Here is a 15,693-nt window from a genome sequence, read left to right as displayed (position 1 = left end):
CAGTCATTGGGTAAATAAAGCAATTAGGAGCATTGATGAGCAAAAGTGATAGCTTTTAAGACATAATCGAATACTTGAGTATGCAATGTGTAAAAGTCGGTCAAATTTTTGTAAGTGAACTTTTTTCCCTCAGAGAAACGTAATCTCTCACAGGACAACAAGTGTTTGTGTCGCTCACATCAGACGCACCAATTTACGAGAGAAAAATTTGAAAGATATCGCCGTCGTGTGGTTAAAGCGCGACCTTCGCCTCGACGATCACCTTCCTCTGTACTTAGCCAGCCAAACGGGTTTGCCATTACTTGTTCTTTTTAGTTTCGAGCCTGTGCTTGTTGACGATGACCACTACAGCGAGCGCCATTGGCGGTTTATTCAACAATCCATCGACGATATGAACGCCCGACTGAGCAAGCACGCTGGCAGAGTGAGTGTCTCGGACAAGAACATTATTGAAACCCTGACTACCCTCAACACTGAATTCAATGTCAAAGCACTGTTCAGCTACCAGGAAATTGGGTTGGACATCACCTTTAACCGAGATAAATACGTTGCAAGATGGTGTCATGAACACCGCGTGAGGTGGGTCGAATGCCCTTATGCTGCAGTTATCCGTGGGGCAAGTTCGCGAAACGGGTGGGACACCCACTGGAGCGACGTGATGCGCGCACCGCTGGTGAAGACGAATTTGGATAACATCGAATTTGTCGGCTCGGATGCTGTGTTAAGCCAACTTCCCTACCCAAGTAACAAATCGACTGGCTCAGGGACAAATTTTCAGCACGGCGGGGAAACAGCCGCACATGAAGTGCTCAATAGCTTTTTTAGAGAACGTGGCAAGGAGTATCACAAAGGCATATCCAGTCCTGCTAAAAGTCGCCATTCGTGTTCGCGCCTTTCTGCGCATTTGGCATGGGGAAATCTCAGCCTCCGTCAGGTCTATCAAGTCGTCTTACACAACTGGAAAAGGCCGGGGTGGCGATCCGCGCTTCGAGCACTCTCCTCTCGTCTACATTGGCATTGCCACTTTATCCAAAAATTTGAAAGCGAAAGCCAAATGGAGTTTTCCCCCGTAAATGCGGGGTACCAGCAATTCCCTTGGCAGAATAACCCAGATTTGCTGGAAGCGTGGAAATCAGGCAAAACAGGGTACCCATTAGTTGATGCTGCATGCGGTGCCTTCATCGAACGGGCTACATTAATTTCAGGATGCGGGCCATGCTCGTCAGCTTCCTTTGCCATCATTTGCTGCAAGATTGGCGTCACGGTGTCACGCATTTAGCCCAACTATTTTTAGATTTCGAGCCCGGCATCCATTACCCACAGTTTCAGATGCAGCGAGCGTCACGGGTATTAACACCATCCGGATATACAACCCAGTGAAACAATCACAAGAGCAAGATCCGGACGGAGATTTCATCCGCGAGTGGCTGCCCGAGCTTTCAGAGCTTCCCTCCGAACTCATTCACACGCCTTGGGAAGTCACACCGATGGAAGAGATGATGTACAACTTTCGACTCGGTGAAGACTACCCTGCTCCCGTTGTTGACTTGGCTGAGTCAGGGAAACGCGCTCGGGATTTATTTTGGCATTGGCGTACTCGCCCGGAAGTGAAGAAAGAAAAGTACCGCATACTCAACAGACACACCCGACAGGATGAACCCATCAATGGCTAAAACATTGCGCCTGATACTCGGCGACCAACTGAATGCATCACACGCTTGGTTTAAAACTAAAGACGAACACGTGCTTTATGCCATTGCGGAGATGAAGCAAGAAACAGACTACGTCCGTCATCACGCGCAAAAGGTGTGTGCGTTTTTTATGGCGATGGAAGGCTTTGCTGAAGCATTGAAGAAAGCAGGCCACAATGTGTGCCATTTGACACTCGATGACACAATCGATGACCCAGATTTGCCATCACTTATCACACGACTCATCAACGAAAACGGGATAACCGGCTTTGAGTACCAGCGTCCTGATGAATATCGTCTAAAAGAACAATTATCACAACTCGCCAGCACGTTGGAATCATCTGGACTTCAAACTCATTGTGTGGATACAGAGCACTTTTTGCTGCCATTTGAGGAAATCGATAAGCAATTCAAGAAGGATACCCATCTGCGCATGGAAACCTTCTACCGCAAAATGAGAAAGCGGTTTGATGTTTTGATGCTCGATGGAAAGCCTGTCGGTGGTAAGTGGAACTATGACGCCGACAACCGAAAGAAATTAAAGAAAAGCGATTTAGCATTAATCCCAACGCCACTGACCTTTACCCGAAAAACAAGCGATGTCGCCTCCCGGCTCAAACGTCATGGCGTTACCACACTGGGAGAACTTGATGACGTGATGCCTTGGCCTGTCACCCGCAGCGAAGCCCTCGCTGTTCTTGATTTTTTTATCGAAGAGCAGCTACCAAATTTTGGTCAGTTTCAGGATGCAATGACCTGCCAGTCCCCACACAGTTGGAGCCTTTTTCATTCCCGTTTATCTTTTGCATTGAATGCAAAGATCCTTCATCCCATGCAAGTCATTAACGCAGTGCTTGCAGCGTATGAGGCCGAGAGTGCGAGTATTCAGGCTGTTGAGGGTTTTATCAGGCAGGTGCTTGGTTGGCGGGAATATGTTCGGGGAGTGTACTGGGCAAACATGCCTGATTATGCCGATAAGAACCACTATGGCGTAGATCGTGATCTACCGGCGTTCTTCTGGGATGGTAAAACAGGGATGAGGTGTATGTCTGAGGCTATCTCGCAAAGTCTCACCACTGCCTACGCACATCACATTCAGCGCCTGATGGTGACGGGCAATTTCAGCCTGCTTGCTGGACTGGACCCGCGCCAAGTAGACGAATGGTATTTGGGGATTTATATCGATGCCATCGAGTGGGTTGAAATGCCAAATACACGTGGTATGAGCCTGTTCGCCGACGGCGGCATCATCGCTACCAAACCCTACTGTGCCAGCGGCAGTTACATCAATCGGATGAGTGATTACTGCAGCAACTGCCAATACAAAGTTAAAGAAAAGTCGTCTGACGATGCCTGCCCGTTAAATTCACTTTACTGGGATTTCATGGTCAGCCACAGAGAAGAACTGACCAAAAACCCGCGCATCGGAATGATTTTCGGTAACTGGGACAAGCTCGCAGACGATGAGCAAACAGCCATCAGGCAGAGAGCGTCATGGATTAAAGAAAACCTCAATGAAATTTAATATTTCCAAAGGTTTTACAATGTGATGCAGCAACAGTTAAGTTCGTAGACATATCACTTGTAACACTCCCCTTAACACCATCCACTGCTAAGGTTGAAAGTAGCGGTAATGTCGCCGCTACTCACGGGCCTTGCTGTATGAATCTCAAAAGGATTGAGACTTTTGTTCTTGTTGCCACACTGAAAAGTTTCCGAAAAGCAGCAGAACAACAATTCACCACCCAACCGGCTATTTCCTCGCGTATCGCAGGGCTTGAAGAAGAGCTGGGCGTCAAACTGTTTGATCGTGATGCTTCTCCGGTTGCTCTCACCGCCAAGGGGCGAGAGTTGCTCCCTTATGCCGAAAAACTCTTAATGATGGCCGAAAAGCTGCAAAGCCGAGCAGAGAACAATGCCTTGATGCAGGGCACACTCAGGCTTGGTGTCTCCGAGACCATCGTTCACACTTGGTTAACCCTCTTTCTTGGGCAACTCAACGATCAGTTTCCAAACCTAGATATCGATGTCACCGTCGATGTCACCTCAAAGCTCAGGCATGACCTTCTCGATCGCACGCTGGATATGACTTTTTTGATGGGGCCTGTCACTGAACCCGGGGTGACGAATCTGGCACTTTGTGAATACCCGCTGGTTTGGGCTGCCAAACCGAACCTCGTAACCTCCCGCAAGCCCCTTTCTCTCGAAGACATAGCAAAATGGCCGATTATTACCTACCCACGAAATACACTGCCGTTTTGTGAAATCGATGAGACATTCAAAACATTGGAATCTTCTACCGCACACTTCTTCACATCCAGTTCTTTATCAGCCTGCATGAAACTGGCGCTCGATGGCTTAGGGGTCGCGACCTTACCGCAGGCTCTCGCCGAAAAAGAGTTTAATGCAGGCCGCTTGGAGCCAGTCAACTGTGAGTGGACGCCGTCTCCGCTTAAGTTCACTGCCTCATTTATGCGAGCACCTTTAAATGGGGCTGCAGAACTGGCTGCAGGACTTGCTGTTGATGTCGCAAATGCTCAGAAATGACAAAGCACCAACATAGCGCAAAGTTTTAAACATTCATGGCCTTAGATTGCTATGTAGGTGGAACCCATAGATATTATTTATCACTAAAGGTAAAAATCTATAATTGGACGGAATGAAACAAGTTTGCAACATTTGACTGACCCACTTCAGACAGCAGGTTGAGACATGATGCCAACGCCAGTGACGTTTTCTGCTCCCAATGATTCCTACGGTATTCCTGTGGTTGAACAAGCCAACGCATTACGACATCAAATCCGAAAGGGTGATTTCAACCTCCCAACGAGTGGTTTTGCTCCGGGGCTGGTTCAGGGAAACATCGTGATACTCAGTAAAACATGGGCAGACGATTTCCTGCTGTTTTGCCAAAAAAACCCAGTGGCCTGCCCACTGCTCCATGTGTCGTTACCCGGTGAGCCATTAATGACGCCACTGGGAGACGATATTGATATTCGTAGTGATATTCCAGAGTACAAAATATTCAGGCACGGAGAGTTTAGTCAGAGCATGAATGACATTACGTCTATTTGGCAGAACGATTTTGTCACCTTTGTGCTGGGTTGTTCTTTTTCGTTTGAAGATGCGCTGACAAAAGCGGGCTTGACGATGCGTAACATCGAAGAACAGGTCAATGTGTCGATGTACAAAACCACCATACCCGCTCATCCAAGCAGCCACTTTCACGGTAATTTGGTCGTATCTATGCGTCCTTTCAAACCTGTCGATGCTATTCGTGCAGTGCAAATCACCACGCGTTTACCAAAATCACACGGCGCTCCCATTCATCTGGGGGATCCCTCACTGATTGGCATTGATGACATTACAAAACCCGATTTTGGTGACAGCGTCACAATTAACTCTGATGAAATTCCCGTTTTTTGGGCCTGTGGTGTCACACCGCAACTCGCAATAGAAAACGCTAAACCCGAGATCGCAATTACACATGCACCAGGGAAAATGTTGGTTACCGATATTGCTAATGACCACATTTCATTGATGTAGCGCAATGACAGTCGCGGCTGATACGAGACCGCAATGTCTGACCTATGTCCCTGTGGTGAAAATGAAAACACAATGGAGAGAACAAAATGAAGCTGATCAATAGAACCGTCTCCGGCATTGCTTTGTTGGTGAGTAGCCTCACTGCATCTGCTACACTCGCGGCGCAGTGGCACATGCCAACGCCTTATGGTGACAGCAATCTACCAACGCAAATTGCTCACGAATTTGCCAAACAAATTAAAGCAGACAGTAAAGGTGAGCTGGATATCAAGGTGCATTCAGGCGCGTCGCTGATGAAGCACCCCGAGATTCCCCGTGCGGTGAGAACAGGTCAGGTTCAGATTGGCGAAGTATTTATCGGCATCATGGGCAATACCCATCCCATCTTTAAGCACGACAACATTCCGTTTCTGGCAACGGACTATGAACAAGCCCAGAAACTCTGGACAGCGGCAAAACCTGAAGTTGAAAAGCAGCTCAGTAAAGAAGGTCTGATCCTGCTCTATGCCGTACCTTGGCCTGCACAGAGCTTATATACCAAAAAGCCCGTGAACTCTCTGAGCGACATCGAGGGCACCAAGATGCGCGCTTATAGCCCCTCCACATCTAGGTTGGCTGACCTAATGAATACCACCCCCACCACGGTTCAGGTACCCGATATCCCTCAGGCGTTCAGCACGGGCATTATCGATGCCATGATCACCTCACCCTCAACAGGCGCGAATGGTCAGGCATGGGATTACCTCAGCCACTTTACTGAGGTGAAGGCATGGATCCCTAAGAATTTTGTTGTGGTTAACAAACGCGCATTTAAGCGCCTACCCAAAGCAACACAGCAAGTCATTCTTGATGCCGCGGCAAGTGCTGAGCAGAAAGGTTGGACAAAAGTAAAAGATCAGGAGGCCAAAGACACCAAAACGCTGGCTGACAACGGTATTGAGATTGCTAAGCCATCATCCACACTACTGAACGAATTGCAAGCCATTGGTGTCACCATGACGCAGGAGTGGGAACAAGAGTCACCACAATCACTCAAGCCAGTGCTGACGAACTACCGTAATCAGTAAATAGTTGAAGTGAGCGGGCCTTCGGGCCCCTCAGGTTCTAGATTAATCATTGTCACGGAAAATCTTATTCGTGGAGAGACACGGACATGGAGAGTTCCAGAAATATGTCCCGTAAAGATACGATTTATTTGCTGTCGGGCTACCTGTCAGGCTTTTGTATCATAGTGATCATGCTATTGATCCTCGCGCAAATTATTGGCCGCCTGTTTGGTTTTATCGTGCCGTCGGCAGAGGATTTTTCGGGCTATGCCCTCGCCGCCTCCACATTTTTCGGGCTTGCCTATACCTTTCGCGAAGGTGGTCATATCAGGGTTAACTTACTGATTCAGAGATTGCCCGAGACTTTACAAACGCCTCTTGAAGTTATCGTACTGGCTATGGCCTTTATCCTGCTGACTTTTACCAGTTACTACTGCACATATATGGTGTGGGAGTCTTATGACTTTGAGGAAGTCACCCACGGTTATATTCCTATTCCTTTGTGGATCCCTCAGGTGCCGCTTGCCGTTGGCATGATTGCTTTCACACTCGCCGTATTAGACAGCTTGATTGAAGCGATTCAAGGCAAAACACCTCATTACAAAAAAGTTGAACAGGAAGAAATGACATTGAGTCAGCCGCAAGATTCGGCCACAGAGCCCAGCAAAGGTGAACAATAATGCGGACCGAATCCATACCACAACACGTCATGCGTTCTAAAGCAGTTATCACGGAGCCACTCATATGGAAATGACACTGGTATCTTTCATCCTTGCCATCAGCATGTTGCTGTTTCTCGCCGCGGGCATTTGGGTGTCATTAGCCTTGGTTGGCGTTGGTGTGCTTGGTCTTTACCTGACAGGTAATGAGCAGATTGGACTTCTTTTTGCCTCGTCGAGTTGGGGGGCCAGCACCAGCTGGTCACTGACCGCCCTGCCTATGTTTATCTGGATGGGTGAACTCTTATTTCGAACCCGACTTTCTGAAGATCTCTTCAAAGGGCTCGCACCTTGGCTAAGCAGTTTTCCAGGCAAGTTACTCCATGTAAACGTACTCAGCTGCGGTATTTTTGCTGCGGTATCCGGCTCGTCAGCCGCAACAGCAGCCACCATTGGTAGAATGACGTTGCCAGAGTTGAAAAAGCAGGGCTATAGCGAAGAAATGGCCGTCGGTACCTTAGCGGGTTCTGGGACACTCGGTCTCCTGATCCCGCCATCGATTATTCTTATTGTATATGGCGTCGCGGCCGAGGTTTCTATTGGTCGGCTGTTTATCGCTGGGGCATTGCCGGGGCTGATGCTGATGGGGCTTTTTCTCGGGTACACCGCACTTTGGGCACTGCTCAACAAAGACAAACTTCCCACTCATTCAGAGCACGATGTCAGCTGGCCTGAACGTTTTAAAGCTTTGCGTAAGCTATTACCTATTGTCAGTTTGATTCTCTTTGTTCTCGGCTCTATTTATGGCGGGCTTACAACGCCAACAGAAGCTGCAGCACTAGGGGTGTTTGGTGCAATGGTGCTTGCGTGGATGACTGGCACACTAACATTCTCAGGCTTCCTCGACAGCCTTCTAGGTGCCGTAAAAAGCGCATGCATGATTGGGTTTATCCTCGTTGGTGCGCATTTTCTGACGCTGGCGATGGGTTTTCTCGGTATTCCCCGCGAACTGGCCGAGTGGATCGCCTCGCTGACGCTCTCTCCGCTCGAACTGCTGTTTTACCTGACTATTTTGTTCGTCGTACTAGGTTGCTTTCTCGATGGTATCTCCGTAGTTGTGTTAACGGTTGCCGTTGTCTTACCAATGGTCCAACAGGCGGGGATTGACCTACTCTGGTTCGGGATCTTCATCGTGCTGGTGGTCGAACTGTCACAAATCACACCGCCTGTTGGCTTTAACCTGTTTGTTATTCAGGCTCTGACAGGCAAGAACATTCTTTATGTTGCAAAGGCAGCATTGCCCTTTTTCATGCTGATTCTGATTGGGCTTATTTTGATCACTGTCTTTCCCGAGATTGTGACTTACTTACCTGCCAATATGAGCCAACGCTAGAGCGCGAAAACCTCTACGGAGAATTCAATGAAAATTAACTGTGATATGGGAGAGAGCTTTGGCTGTTGGGCCAAAGGTCAGGACGAGACTGTCATGCCTTTTATAGACATGGCCAGTATTGCCTGTGGGTTCCATGCATCAGATCCGGTCACAATGGCAAATACAGTTGCGTTAGCAAAAGACAACAACGTGACCATTGGCGCACACCCCGGCTATCCGGACCTTCTCGGATTTGGCCGCAGAAATGTGGACTGCACGGAACAGGAGCTTTTTTCGTGGATGGGCTATCAAATCGGGGCACTTCAGGGGATTTGTCGCCAGCAAAATGTTGACGTCGAATACGTTAAACCCCACGGTGCCCTTTACAATACCATGATGAAAAACTACGAGGTGCTAGAAACTGTTATTAGGGCCGTCGCTGCTATGGCACCTGAATGTCCTCTCGTAGTAATGGCGATCACTGAACGAAAAGGCGTTGAACATCTGGCACAACAACATGGCGTCAAACTGATGTTCGAAGCGTTCAGCGATCGCGCATACGACGACAAGGGTTTTCTGGTAAACCGAGCGATCCCCAGCGCCGTTCATAGCAATAGTGAACAAATCATTTCGCAGCTTCAACAAATCACCGAGTATGGTACCGTCACCACAACATCGGGTCACACCTTTCATCTAAGCGCGGATACTGTGTGTATCCACGGTGATGGGCAACATGCGCTGGATGTCGCATCGTCTATACGGAGGCCACATGCAGGTTGAAATGCTCAATGAGCAGTCATGTATTGTCTATCTCGGAGAGGGAGTCAGCGAAACCATTGCCGAGCAAGTGCTTCACTCATCAAGAGCACTTAGGGAAAAACTCGGGGAGCAGCTGATAGATTTGGTGCCCTCTTACAACAGTATCTTGGTTTACTTTGATCTCCAGCATACAGACAGATTTCAAATCATCAGCCAGATTAAACATATCCTCAGCGACAATGAAAACATGCCTAAAGTGTCGGCATCATCATCCGAAATTGAAATTCCGGTCTACTACGGTGATGAGGTTGCCCTGGATATGAACGACATTATCCAACACAGTTCGCTAAGCCGGAGTGAGGTTATTGATGCTCACATGGGCAAGTCATACCGCGTTTATGCCATGGGGTTTAGTCCCGGCTTTTCTTATCTGGGAAGCTTATGTGAATCTATCCAAATCCCAAGAAAGTCCACGCCACGTTTAAAAGTGCCAGCTGGGAGTGTCGGGTTAGCGGATGATCAAACCGCGATTTATCCTTCTGAAACACCGGGAGGATGGCAGATAATCGGTCGCACACCAATCTCAGTGTTGGATTGGGAAAGCGAAACACTGGCAAAAGTCAGCGTGGGCGACAGTGTCCGTTTCGTTGCTATCGACAAGGATACCTACCTCAGTTTAGGGGGAGATCTCGGTGGCGTTTAAGGTTCTTAATCCCGGCGTATTGAGTCTACTTCAAGACAGCGGTAGATTTGGTTACCAGCATCTGGGCATCACCCATGGCGGTCCAATGGACGAGCATGCCTTCTTTTGGGCAAATCGCATTCTTGGAAATTCACCCGATGCGGCACAAATAGAAATAACCTTTGGTCAATGTGTTTTGGAAGCCCATCAGCCAGTGTCGGTAGCACTGACGGGGGCTGATCTCAACGCACGCTTAAATGACCGCGTGATCGCCCCTTGGTGCACCTATCAGCTCAAGCCCGGAGATCAACTTGAATTTCAAAGCCCCCGCTCTGGCCTCCGCGCTTATCTGGCCGTCGCCGATGGTTTTGATGTTGAGCCTCAGCTCGGCAGTTGTTCAACGGTTTCCCGCGAGCAACTGGGAGGTTTGAGCAAGAATGGTGAAAAGCTAAAAGCAGGTGACAAACTTGAAGTGAGTTCAAACCGTGTGGTCAATGACACTCGGGTACCGAGCTGGGCGATCCCTGACTATCAATCCGCATTATCGCTTGGCGTGATCCTCGGTTATCAACATACTTCGTTTTGTGAGGCAACGAAAGCGCGTTTTTTTCATTCTCAATATACGGTCAGCAATAATATTGATCGCATGGGGTATCGGCTCGAAGGCCCTTCGGTAAAAAGCTCGCTGACCGGGATTACGTCTGAGGGCATCGCCTATGGCGCGATCCAAGTTCCTGATGATGGTCAGCCGATAGTGTTAATGAAAGACAGGCAAACCATTGGCGGTTACCCCAAAATTGGCTGTCTGAGCGCTCTTGGTGCTGGCAAGTTGGCGCAAAGAATGCCGGGAGACTCCGTAGGGTTTTATCCAATGGACATCAGTGAAGCTGAGATAGAAAGGCGTCTGTTTAATCGCATGATTTTCGGCTGTTAGTTATTACGCCACCTCTTAGCACACTCAGTACTATTTTTGCATAACGACTAGAGGTGGCGTGTTGTCACCGCTTTTCAAGATCGTGAACCCCAACCGACGATAAAAAACAATGGCATTGATGTTGCGGTAATCGACTTCAAGATGATCGCAATGAAGAAGCTCGACAGCATATCTCACCAAGGCGCGGCCAAACCCCTGTCGCTGACTTTCCGGGTGAATAAAAAGCATCGCTATCTTGCTGTTACGTGTGCCGATAAAGCCGACCATTTCACCCTCGAGGTTATGCACCGCGCGTAATGTTAGATTGTCCAACTGCCTTGTTACGACACGTTGTTTAATATCCTCGATGTGTTGCTCTGAATAATACTCGTAGCAGGCCCTGACCGTTGTTTCCCAAAGCCGGATGACATCATTGAACTGCTCTGGGTGAATAGTTTCGATCTGCATGTTGAACGCTCTTATTTGGAGAAAGCTCTACTCAAAAATTTGTAGGCACCCATAAACAGCGAATTCCCGGAGACAATCTATGCAGGTCTTCGGGAATTATATGATGTGTATAAAAGATAAGTAGTAGCGAACTGCAATCTTCGAATATAAATTGAAATGCACTTCTTTTAGTCGCCGAAATCATGCTCATAAAGTTGAAAAATATCAACAGGGTCGACCCAGGACACAGTTCCACAGGTGGTACAAGTACATTCAGTATGATCTTCACTGACCCCGACTGGCGCGACAGTTAACGCCAACGTTTTCGGATCATAATGATTTTGTTCTCTTACTTCATGTCCTGTATCTGCTCGACAAGTTTTGCAGAACCACTCGTGTAATCCCATCCTCTCTCCCCCTAAATATTCATTTGATTGAGGCATGAGTGGAGTGTAAGTAATTAGCAGGTGTCGAATATGTTTTATTTTCAAGACGACAAATAAAATTGTCTACAGTATTTTGACGTGTTTTATTTATAATACAATAATGATTTAACCACCTAAGTGTCTGTATATAAATATTAAAATTAGAAAAATAATGTGTTTTATTGTTTGGTTATATTCTCAGGAACTGTCGACAATTTCACTTGGCAGCTTGGGCATTTTTCATCGCCAAAAGCACAATAAATACAGCACTCTCCAGCGGGTGTGACAAGTAAACTGTCACAGCTTCGACAGCGGTAACAAGAAACCACTTCCTGAACATCCATCAGCTCCTCAGATTTATGGCCACAATCCGGGCATTCAATAACTGTTTTGAACGAAATCTTCATTATGCTTCCCGTAACAAGTATTGATGTAAGGTTGGAACAGAGAGTAAAGGAATTCAACTTATGGTTATAACAGTCTAGAAGATGAAAAAAAGCCTCATACTGGGATGAGGCTATATTCTTCATTTATTGGGATAGGGTCAAATAGTCATTAAAAAGTATATTCAACTTCGATACCAAAATTACGACCCGACTGAGAGTATCTGTCGACACCTTTGCTTGTTGCTTTAAGACCTGCAACGTCCTGGAAATACCAGTATTGCTTATCAAGAACATTGTAGACACCTGCCCGGATAGTCAGCGGCTCAACTGGCTTGTAATACATAGTCAGATCAAGCGTCGCAAAGCCAGGTGCTTTCAGGTTGGTTTCATCTCTCCAGTCTTTGCCTTCTTTCGCCGCGACGGCAGTAAGTAAAGCACGACCACCGATGTCGTTGCTCGCGTTATCATAGCCGAGTGTCGCTACTGATGTCAGAGGTGATACAGAGTCAATACCCTTGTTGTCGCTTCCCTCTTTGCCCTTAGCGTAAGCAACGCTCAATTTCGCAAACGTTCCTTTCGGTGCACTTATCAACTGATCAAGCCCGAGTGTGGTTGAGAATTCAGCACCGTAAATTTTCGACTTATTGAGGTTGATCTTAGTGGAAATCTTTCTGCCGTCTGGCGCTCTGCCCGTTTCAACTTGTTGGATGAAATTCTTGTAATCAGTGTAAAAGACACTCAAGGATGCTTTTCCAGAGTCCCAACTGCCCCTAACGCCAGTTTCGTATGAGAGACTCTCCTCCGCTTTAAGCTCTGGATTAGGCAAAATAATCTCGCCTCGGGCGTATGTGTAATACAGGTCTTGAATTGTCGGCGATTTAAAACCTTGACTAACACTGGCGAAAGAATTTACCTGATCCGTCCAGTTATATACGGCACCCAATCGTCCGGTTACACGGCTGTTTTTTACCACATCATACTGGGCATCCGCAGGATCGGCTTTGAAACGGTCATACCGTAAACCAGCATTGACAACTAGTGAGTCTTCGAAAAGGAAAGCATTGTCTTCAACAAAGATGCTAATGTCGTGAGATTTCGCATCGTTCAACAGAGGAGTATCAGGCGTAACGGTACCAGATGGAAATTTGGTTGTATCATAGTCCAACTCAAAATCCCGCTTTAAGAAGTTCACGCCGTAGCTGATTTCATGGACTGAGCCCGCCAGTTCAATATCTTTTTGGAGGCGCGCCTTAAATTGATAATCTGAGTCACTGCCCTGTCTGCGGCGCATTCTTTCTCCGCGCGCAATAGAGGTGTCAAATGTTTTGTGTTCGGTTTCGTTCAACATATAACTCAAAGACCAATTTAACTGATCAAAAAGAACATTATCCGTCGTCCACTCATGATTAATGGTGGCACGGTAGCGAGAGTCTTGGTCTTCTCCTTGGTTGTCGGAGTACGTGAAGCCGGGGCCTAAAGACTTACCCTCTCTGGACAACAGTTCAGTCTCAGCTTGTCTGTCGTAAGCCTCGCCTGTAAAGCTCACTGTATGATTTTCATTCACTGGGACGATAAATTTCGCTAGCACATTGTTGGCGTCAAATTCTGATGGATCCGCAAGCCCACGGTCCGTGCCTTCGATATCAGCACCGTTAGAATGCGTTTCCGTTTCATGGCCACTTCGATGTGTGATTTGCAACAGGCTCTCAACGTCACCTGTTCTATTAGCTATTGATGTTGTGACTTTGTAGCTTTGATCTGCCGAGTAATATCCCGCTTTTACTTTTGCCGACGTATCATTACCTTCTTCGCTCTCGAGGATATCGGCAGGGTCTAACGTTGAAAAGACCACTGCGCCTGCCAGCGCATTGCTGCCGTGGACACTGGAAACAGGGCCCTTACTGACTTCGACTGCCTTTAGCGAATCTGGCTCAATGGCTGTGCTGTACTTGCGCATGACATCTGCGCCAGGGTTGTAGCTGTTAGGCAGCTCTACGCCATCAATCAGATTCTTAACATAATTTTCGTCGCGACCGCGGATATTAAAACCACTGACGCCAAATCTACCTTGCCCTTTAGCGGCAACACCCGGCAAAGATTTGAAAACCTGATTTAAGTTTTGTGCCAAGTCATCGTCGAGTTGCTCTCGACCAACACGGGAAACACTTGCCGCAACATTTTTTTCTTGTTGCTCCGATTGTGTTGCAGAGACGATAACTTCATCAAATGTATAAATATCTTCTGCATGCAGACTGCTAGTAAAAGCGAGCCCTATCATCAGTGCGAGAGGGGTTTTATAGTAAACATTCATGCTATTGATAACTCCATCATTAAAAAGCTTAAGGCGTAGAAAACCCTCACACCAATAAAATGTGATAATCACTGAAAAGGATTTTATGAGGGTTAACGAGCCTGAGTTAGTTCAGGCTCGAGGGTATATAGTTTTTTGCTATGCTTGCTTTGCGTGGCCGTGGCCATCAGTGAGGTGAATTGCCGAGAGCAAATCTTCGCCAGTTACGTTGTAAGCTTGACCAAAGCCTTTCACATAGCGCCCTTCCATAGGATTTAAGCGGTAAAGATTGAAGTCTTTCAGCTGGCTTAGATTAGTGATCATCTCGCCTAGTCTGCTTGCCATTACCTCGATTCCCTCAGCAAAGTGAGTACTGTCACGATGAATTGGCTCAGCCAGAGTGTCAAAGGACAAACGCTTGCGCGCGAAGATAGATTTTGCGTCCGCTTCATCTTCGATCATCATGATCGAGACTTCTTGGCTAACTTTTAGATTGAGCCCATGTTGGGCAAGGTCGCTAACAAGAATGTAATAACCGCTTTTCGAGAATGCGAAGGGCGCATAGCTGGTATGAGGTTTACCATCTGTGTCTACGGTACCGAGCTGAAGTGTCTTTCTGCTGTCTCGAAACTCTTGAATTTCTGGTCCAAGACGATTTTGCAAACGTTCAGCTTTTTGTTGTTGGTATTTATCCTTCTCTTGATCACTCATTGGTTAACTCCTTTTTTAGCGCGTAAAACTTTTCAACCTGTCCCTCAAGCAGCTGCCTCTTTTTGTCTCTGCCAAGGTAGATTTTGAAAACACACTCTAGTCCTTCAGTGAAAAAGGCAATGTAGTGACTTTCCATCCCCCTGAAAGGCTTACTTACAAAACAAACATGCTGAACGTTTTCAAGACGCAAATGTCCATGTAATTCACCGTCTTTTCCCATGAGGTTGTAAAAGCCGTGAGCAACCTTGCCTTTGGGAAACGTCGCCTTTGCCTCAAAAATCGAACCGAAGGAGTGAACAATCGTTGTTACCTTTCCCCACTCGGGCAAAGCTTCGAGTACATACTGAGCATGATTCCCATCAACTGTCTTTACCATATCATCGGGCAGTGCCAGCGTGACTTGGCCTTCAGATCTACCAAGGCTTTCGGCCATCATAGAAACAGGCGTATCTGCATCTTTACTGAGATAGTCAGCCACTTCTTGACGTGTTTGCAGTGCAACATCAACTGCATGCATGTTTCTCTCCTAATCGCCATTCCCACCTTTTGAGGTGAAATTAGCTTTTATATCAATTCTAATTTTCTGAGTATTTAGGGTAGCGAACACCGACTCAACGGAGCGGATGATCGTATAGCACACTAAACGCTGTTACGCGGAGCATGTCACTTTAAATATATACGGACAAGATCACCTATTGATCGATTTCTATACTAAACTTCAAAAATATTAATGTAAATGATAATTGATATTATTTGCATTCAGTGC

General features: G+C 47.1%; 15 protein-coding genes and 1 pseudogene. 10 read left to right on the top strand and 6 right to left on the bottom strand.

Going from position 1 to position 15,693, the window contains the following annotated elements:
* Positions 1-208: 208 nt before the first annotated feature.
* The 10 genes and pseudogenes from CS022_RS02865 (at position 209) to CS022_RS02820 (ending at position 10,689) form a co-directional block, all read left to right on the top strand.
* A pseudogene (locus tag CS022_RS02865) lies at positions 209-1,673 on the top strand (FAD-binding domain-containing protein).
* Positions 1,666-3,216 carry a cryptochrome/photolyase family protein gene (locus tag CS022_RS02860; protein ID WP_408057199.1) on the top strand — a complete coding sequence of 517 codons (1,551 nt, stop codon included), beginning with the start codon at positions 1,666-1,668 and terminating at the stop codon, positions 3,214-3,216. Before CS022_RS02865 ends, CS022_RS02860 begins: the two are co-directional and overlap by 8 nt.
* A 137-nt stretch (positions 3,217-3,353) precedes the next feature.
* Positions 3,354-4,238: a LysR family transcriptional regulator gene (locus tag CS022_RS02855; RefSeq protein ID WP_129121007.1), complete on the top strand. Its 885-nt coding sequence runs from the start codon at positions 3,354-3,356 to the stop codon at positions 4,236-4,238.
* A gap of 168 nt (positions 4,239-4,406) precedes the next feature.
* Positions 4,407-5,237 carry a putative hydro-lyase gene (locus CS022_RS02850; RefSeq protein WP_129121140.1) on the top strand — a complete coding sequence of 277 codons (831 nt, stop codon included), beginning with the start codon at positions 4,407-4,409 and terminating at the stop codon, positions 5,235-5,237.
* A gap of 86 nt (positions 5,238-5,323) precedes the next feature.
* Positions 5,324-6,304, top strand: a complete 981-nt coding sequence (locus tag CS022_RS02845) for a TRAP transporter substrate-binding protein (RefSeq protein WP_129121006.1) — start codon at positions 5,324-5,326, stop codon at positions 6,302-6,304.
* A 104-nt stretch (positions 6,305-6,408) separates the two neighbouring features.
* Positions 6,409-6,963, top strand: coding sequence for a TRAP transporter small permease (locus CS022_RS02840; protein ID WP_129121005.1), 555 nt, complete (start codon positions 6,409-6,411; stop codon positions 6,961-6,963).
* Positions 6,964-7,027: 64 nt separating this feature from the next.
* A complete protein-coding gene (locus CS022_RS02835; protein ID WP_129121004.1) occupies positions 7,028-8,335 on the top strand; it encodes a TRAP transporter large permease in 1,308 nt (435 codons plus the stop codon).
* Between the two features lie 27 nt (positions 8,336-8,362).
* Positions 8,363-9,094, top strand: a complete 732-nt coding sequence (locus tag CS022_RS02830) for a 5-oxoprolinase subunit PxpA (protein ID WP_129121003.1) — start codon at positions 8,363-8,365, stop codon at positions 9,092-9,094.
* The gene (gene pxpB, locus CS022_RS02825) at positions 9,084-9,776 is read left to right on the top strand and encodes a 5-oxoprolinase subunit PxpB (protein WP_129121002.1); all 693 of its coding nucleotides are present in this window, start codon (positions 9,084-9,086) and stop codon (positions 9,774-9,776) included. Before CS022_RS02830 ends, pxpB begins: the two co-directional genes overlap by 11 nt.
* A complete protein-coding gene (locus tag CS022_RS02820; protein ID WP_129121001.1) occupies positions 9,766-10,689 on the top strand; it encodes a 5-oxoprolinase subunit C family protein in 924 nt (307 codons plus the stop codon). The genes pxpB and CS022_RS02820 overlap by 11 nt, the downstream gene beginning before the upstream one ends.
* Before the next feature lie 30 nt (positions 10,690-10,719).
* Here the strand turns inward: CS022_RS02820 and CS022_RS02815 are convergent, their stop codons facing one another.
* The 6 genes from CS022_RS02815 to hutX all read right to left on the bottom strand — a co-directional run bounded on the left by CS022_RS02815 (position 10,720) and on the right by hutX (position 15,444).
* Positions 10,720-11,136, bottom strand: a complete 417-nt coding sequence (locus CS022_RS02815; protein WP_129121000.1) for a GNAT family N-acetyltransferase — start codon at positions 11,134-11,136, stop codon at positions 10,720-10,722.
* 167 nt (positions 11,137-11,303) lie between these two features.
* Positions 11,304-11,522 (bottom strand): hypothetical protein, encoded by a 219-nt coding sequence (locus CS022_RS02810; RefSeq protein ID WP_129120999.1) that lies wholly within the window; start codon positions 11,520-11,522, stop codon positions 11,304-11,306.
* Positions 11,523-11,719: 197 nt separating this feature from the next.
* Positions 11,720-11,884, bottom strand: a complete 165-nt coding sequence (locus CS022_RS27110) for a hypothetical protein (protein WP_408057204.1) — start codon at positions 11,882-11,884, stop codon at positions 11,720-11,722.
* Positions 11,885-12,095: 211 nt separating this feature from the next.
* Positions 12,096-14,237 carry a TonB-dependent hemoglobin/transferrin/lactoferrin family receptor gene (locus CS022_RS02805; protein ID WP_129120998.1) on the bottom strand — a complete coding sequence of 714 codons (2,142 nt, stop codon included), beginning with the start codon at positions 14,235-14,237 and terminating at the stop codon, positions 12,096-12,098.
* A 138-nt stretch (positions 14,238-14,375) separates the two neighbouring features.
* Entirely contained in the window at positions 14,376-14,927 is a 552-nt protein-coding gene (gene hutZ / locus CS022_RS02800; protein WP_129120997.1) for a heme utilization protein HutZ, read from the bottom strand.
* Positions 14,920-15,444: a heme utilization cystosolic carrier protein HutX gene (gene hutX, locus CS022_RS02795; RefSeq protein ID WP_129120996.1), complete on the bottom strand. Its 525-nt coding sequence runs from the start codon at positions 15,442-15,444 to the stop codon at positions 14,920-14,922. The genes hutZ and hutX overlap by 8 nt, the downstream gene beginning before the upstream one ends.
* Positions 15,445-15,693: the final 249 nt, after the last annotated feature.

The organism is Veronia nyctiphanis, assembly GCF_004116385.1.
Lineage (GTDB): Bacteria > Pseudomonadota > Gammaproteobacteria > Enterobacterales > Vibrionaceae > Veronia > Veronia nyctiphanis.
The sequence above is the reverse complement of the archived record's forward strand: the minus strand, read 5'-3'. Positions and strand labels throughout refer to the sequence as shown.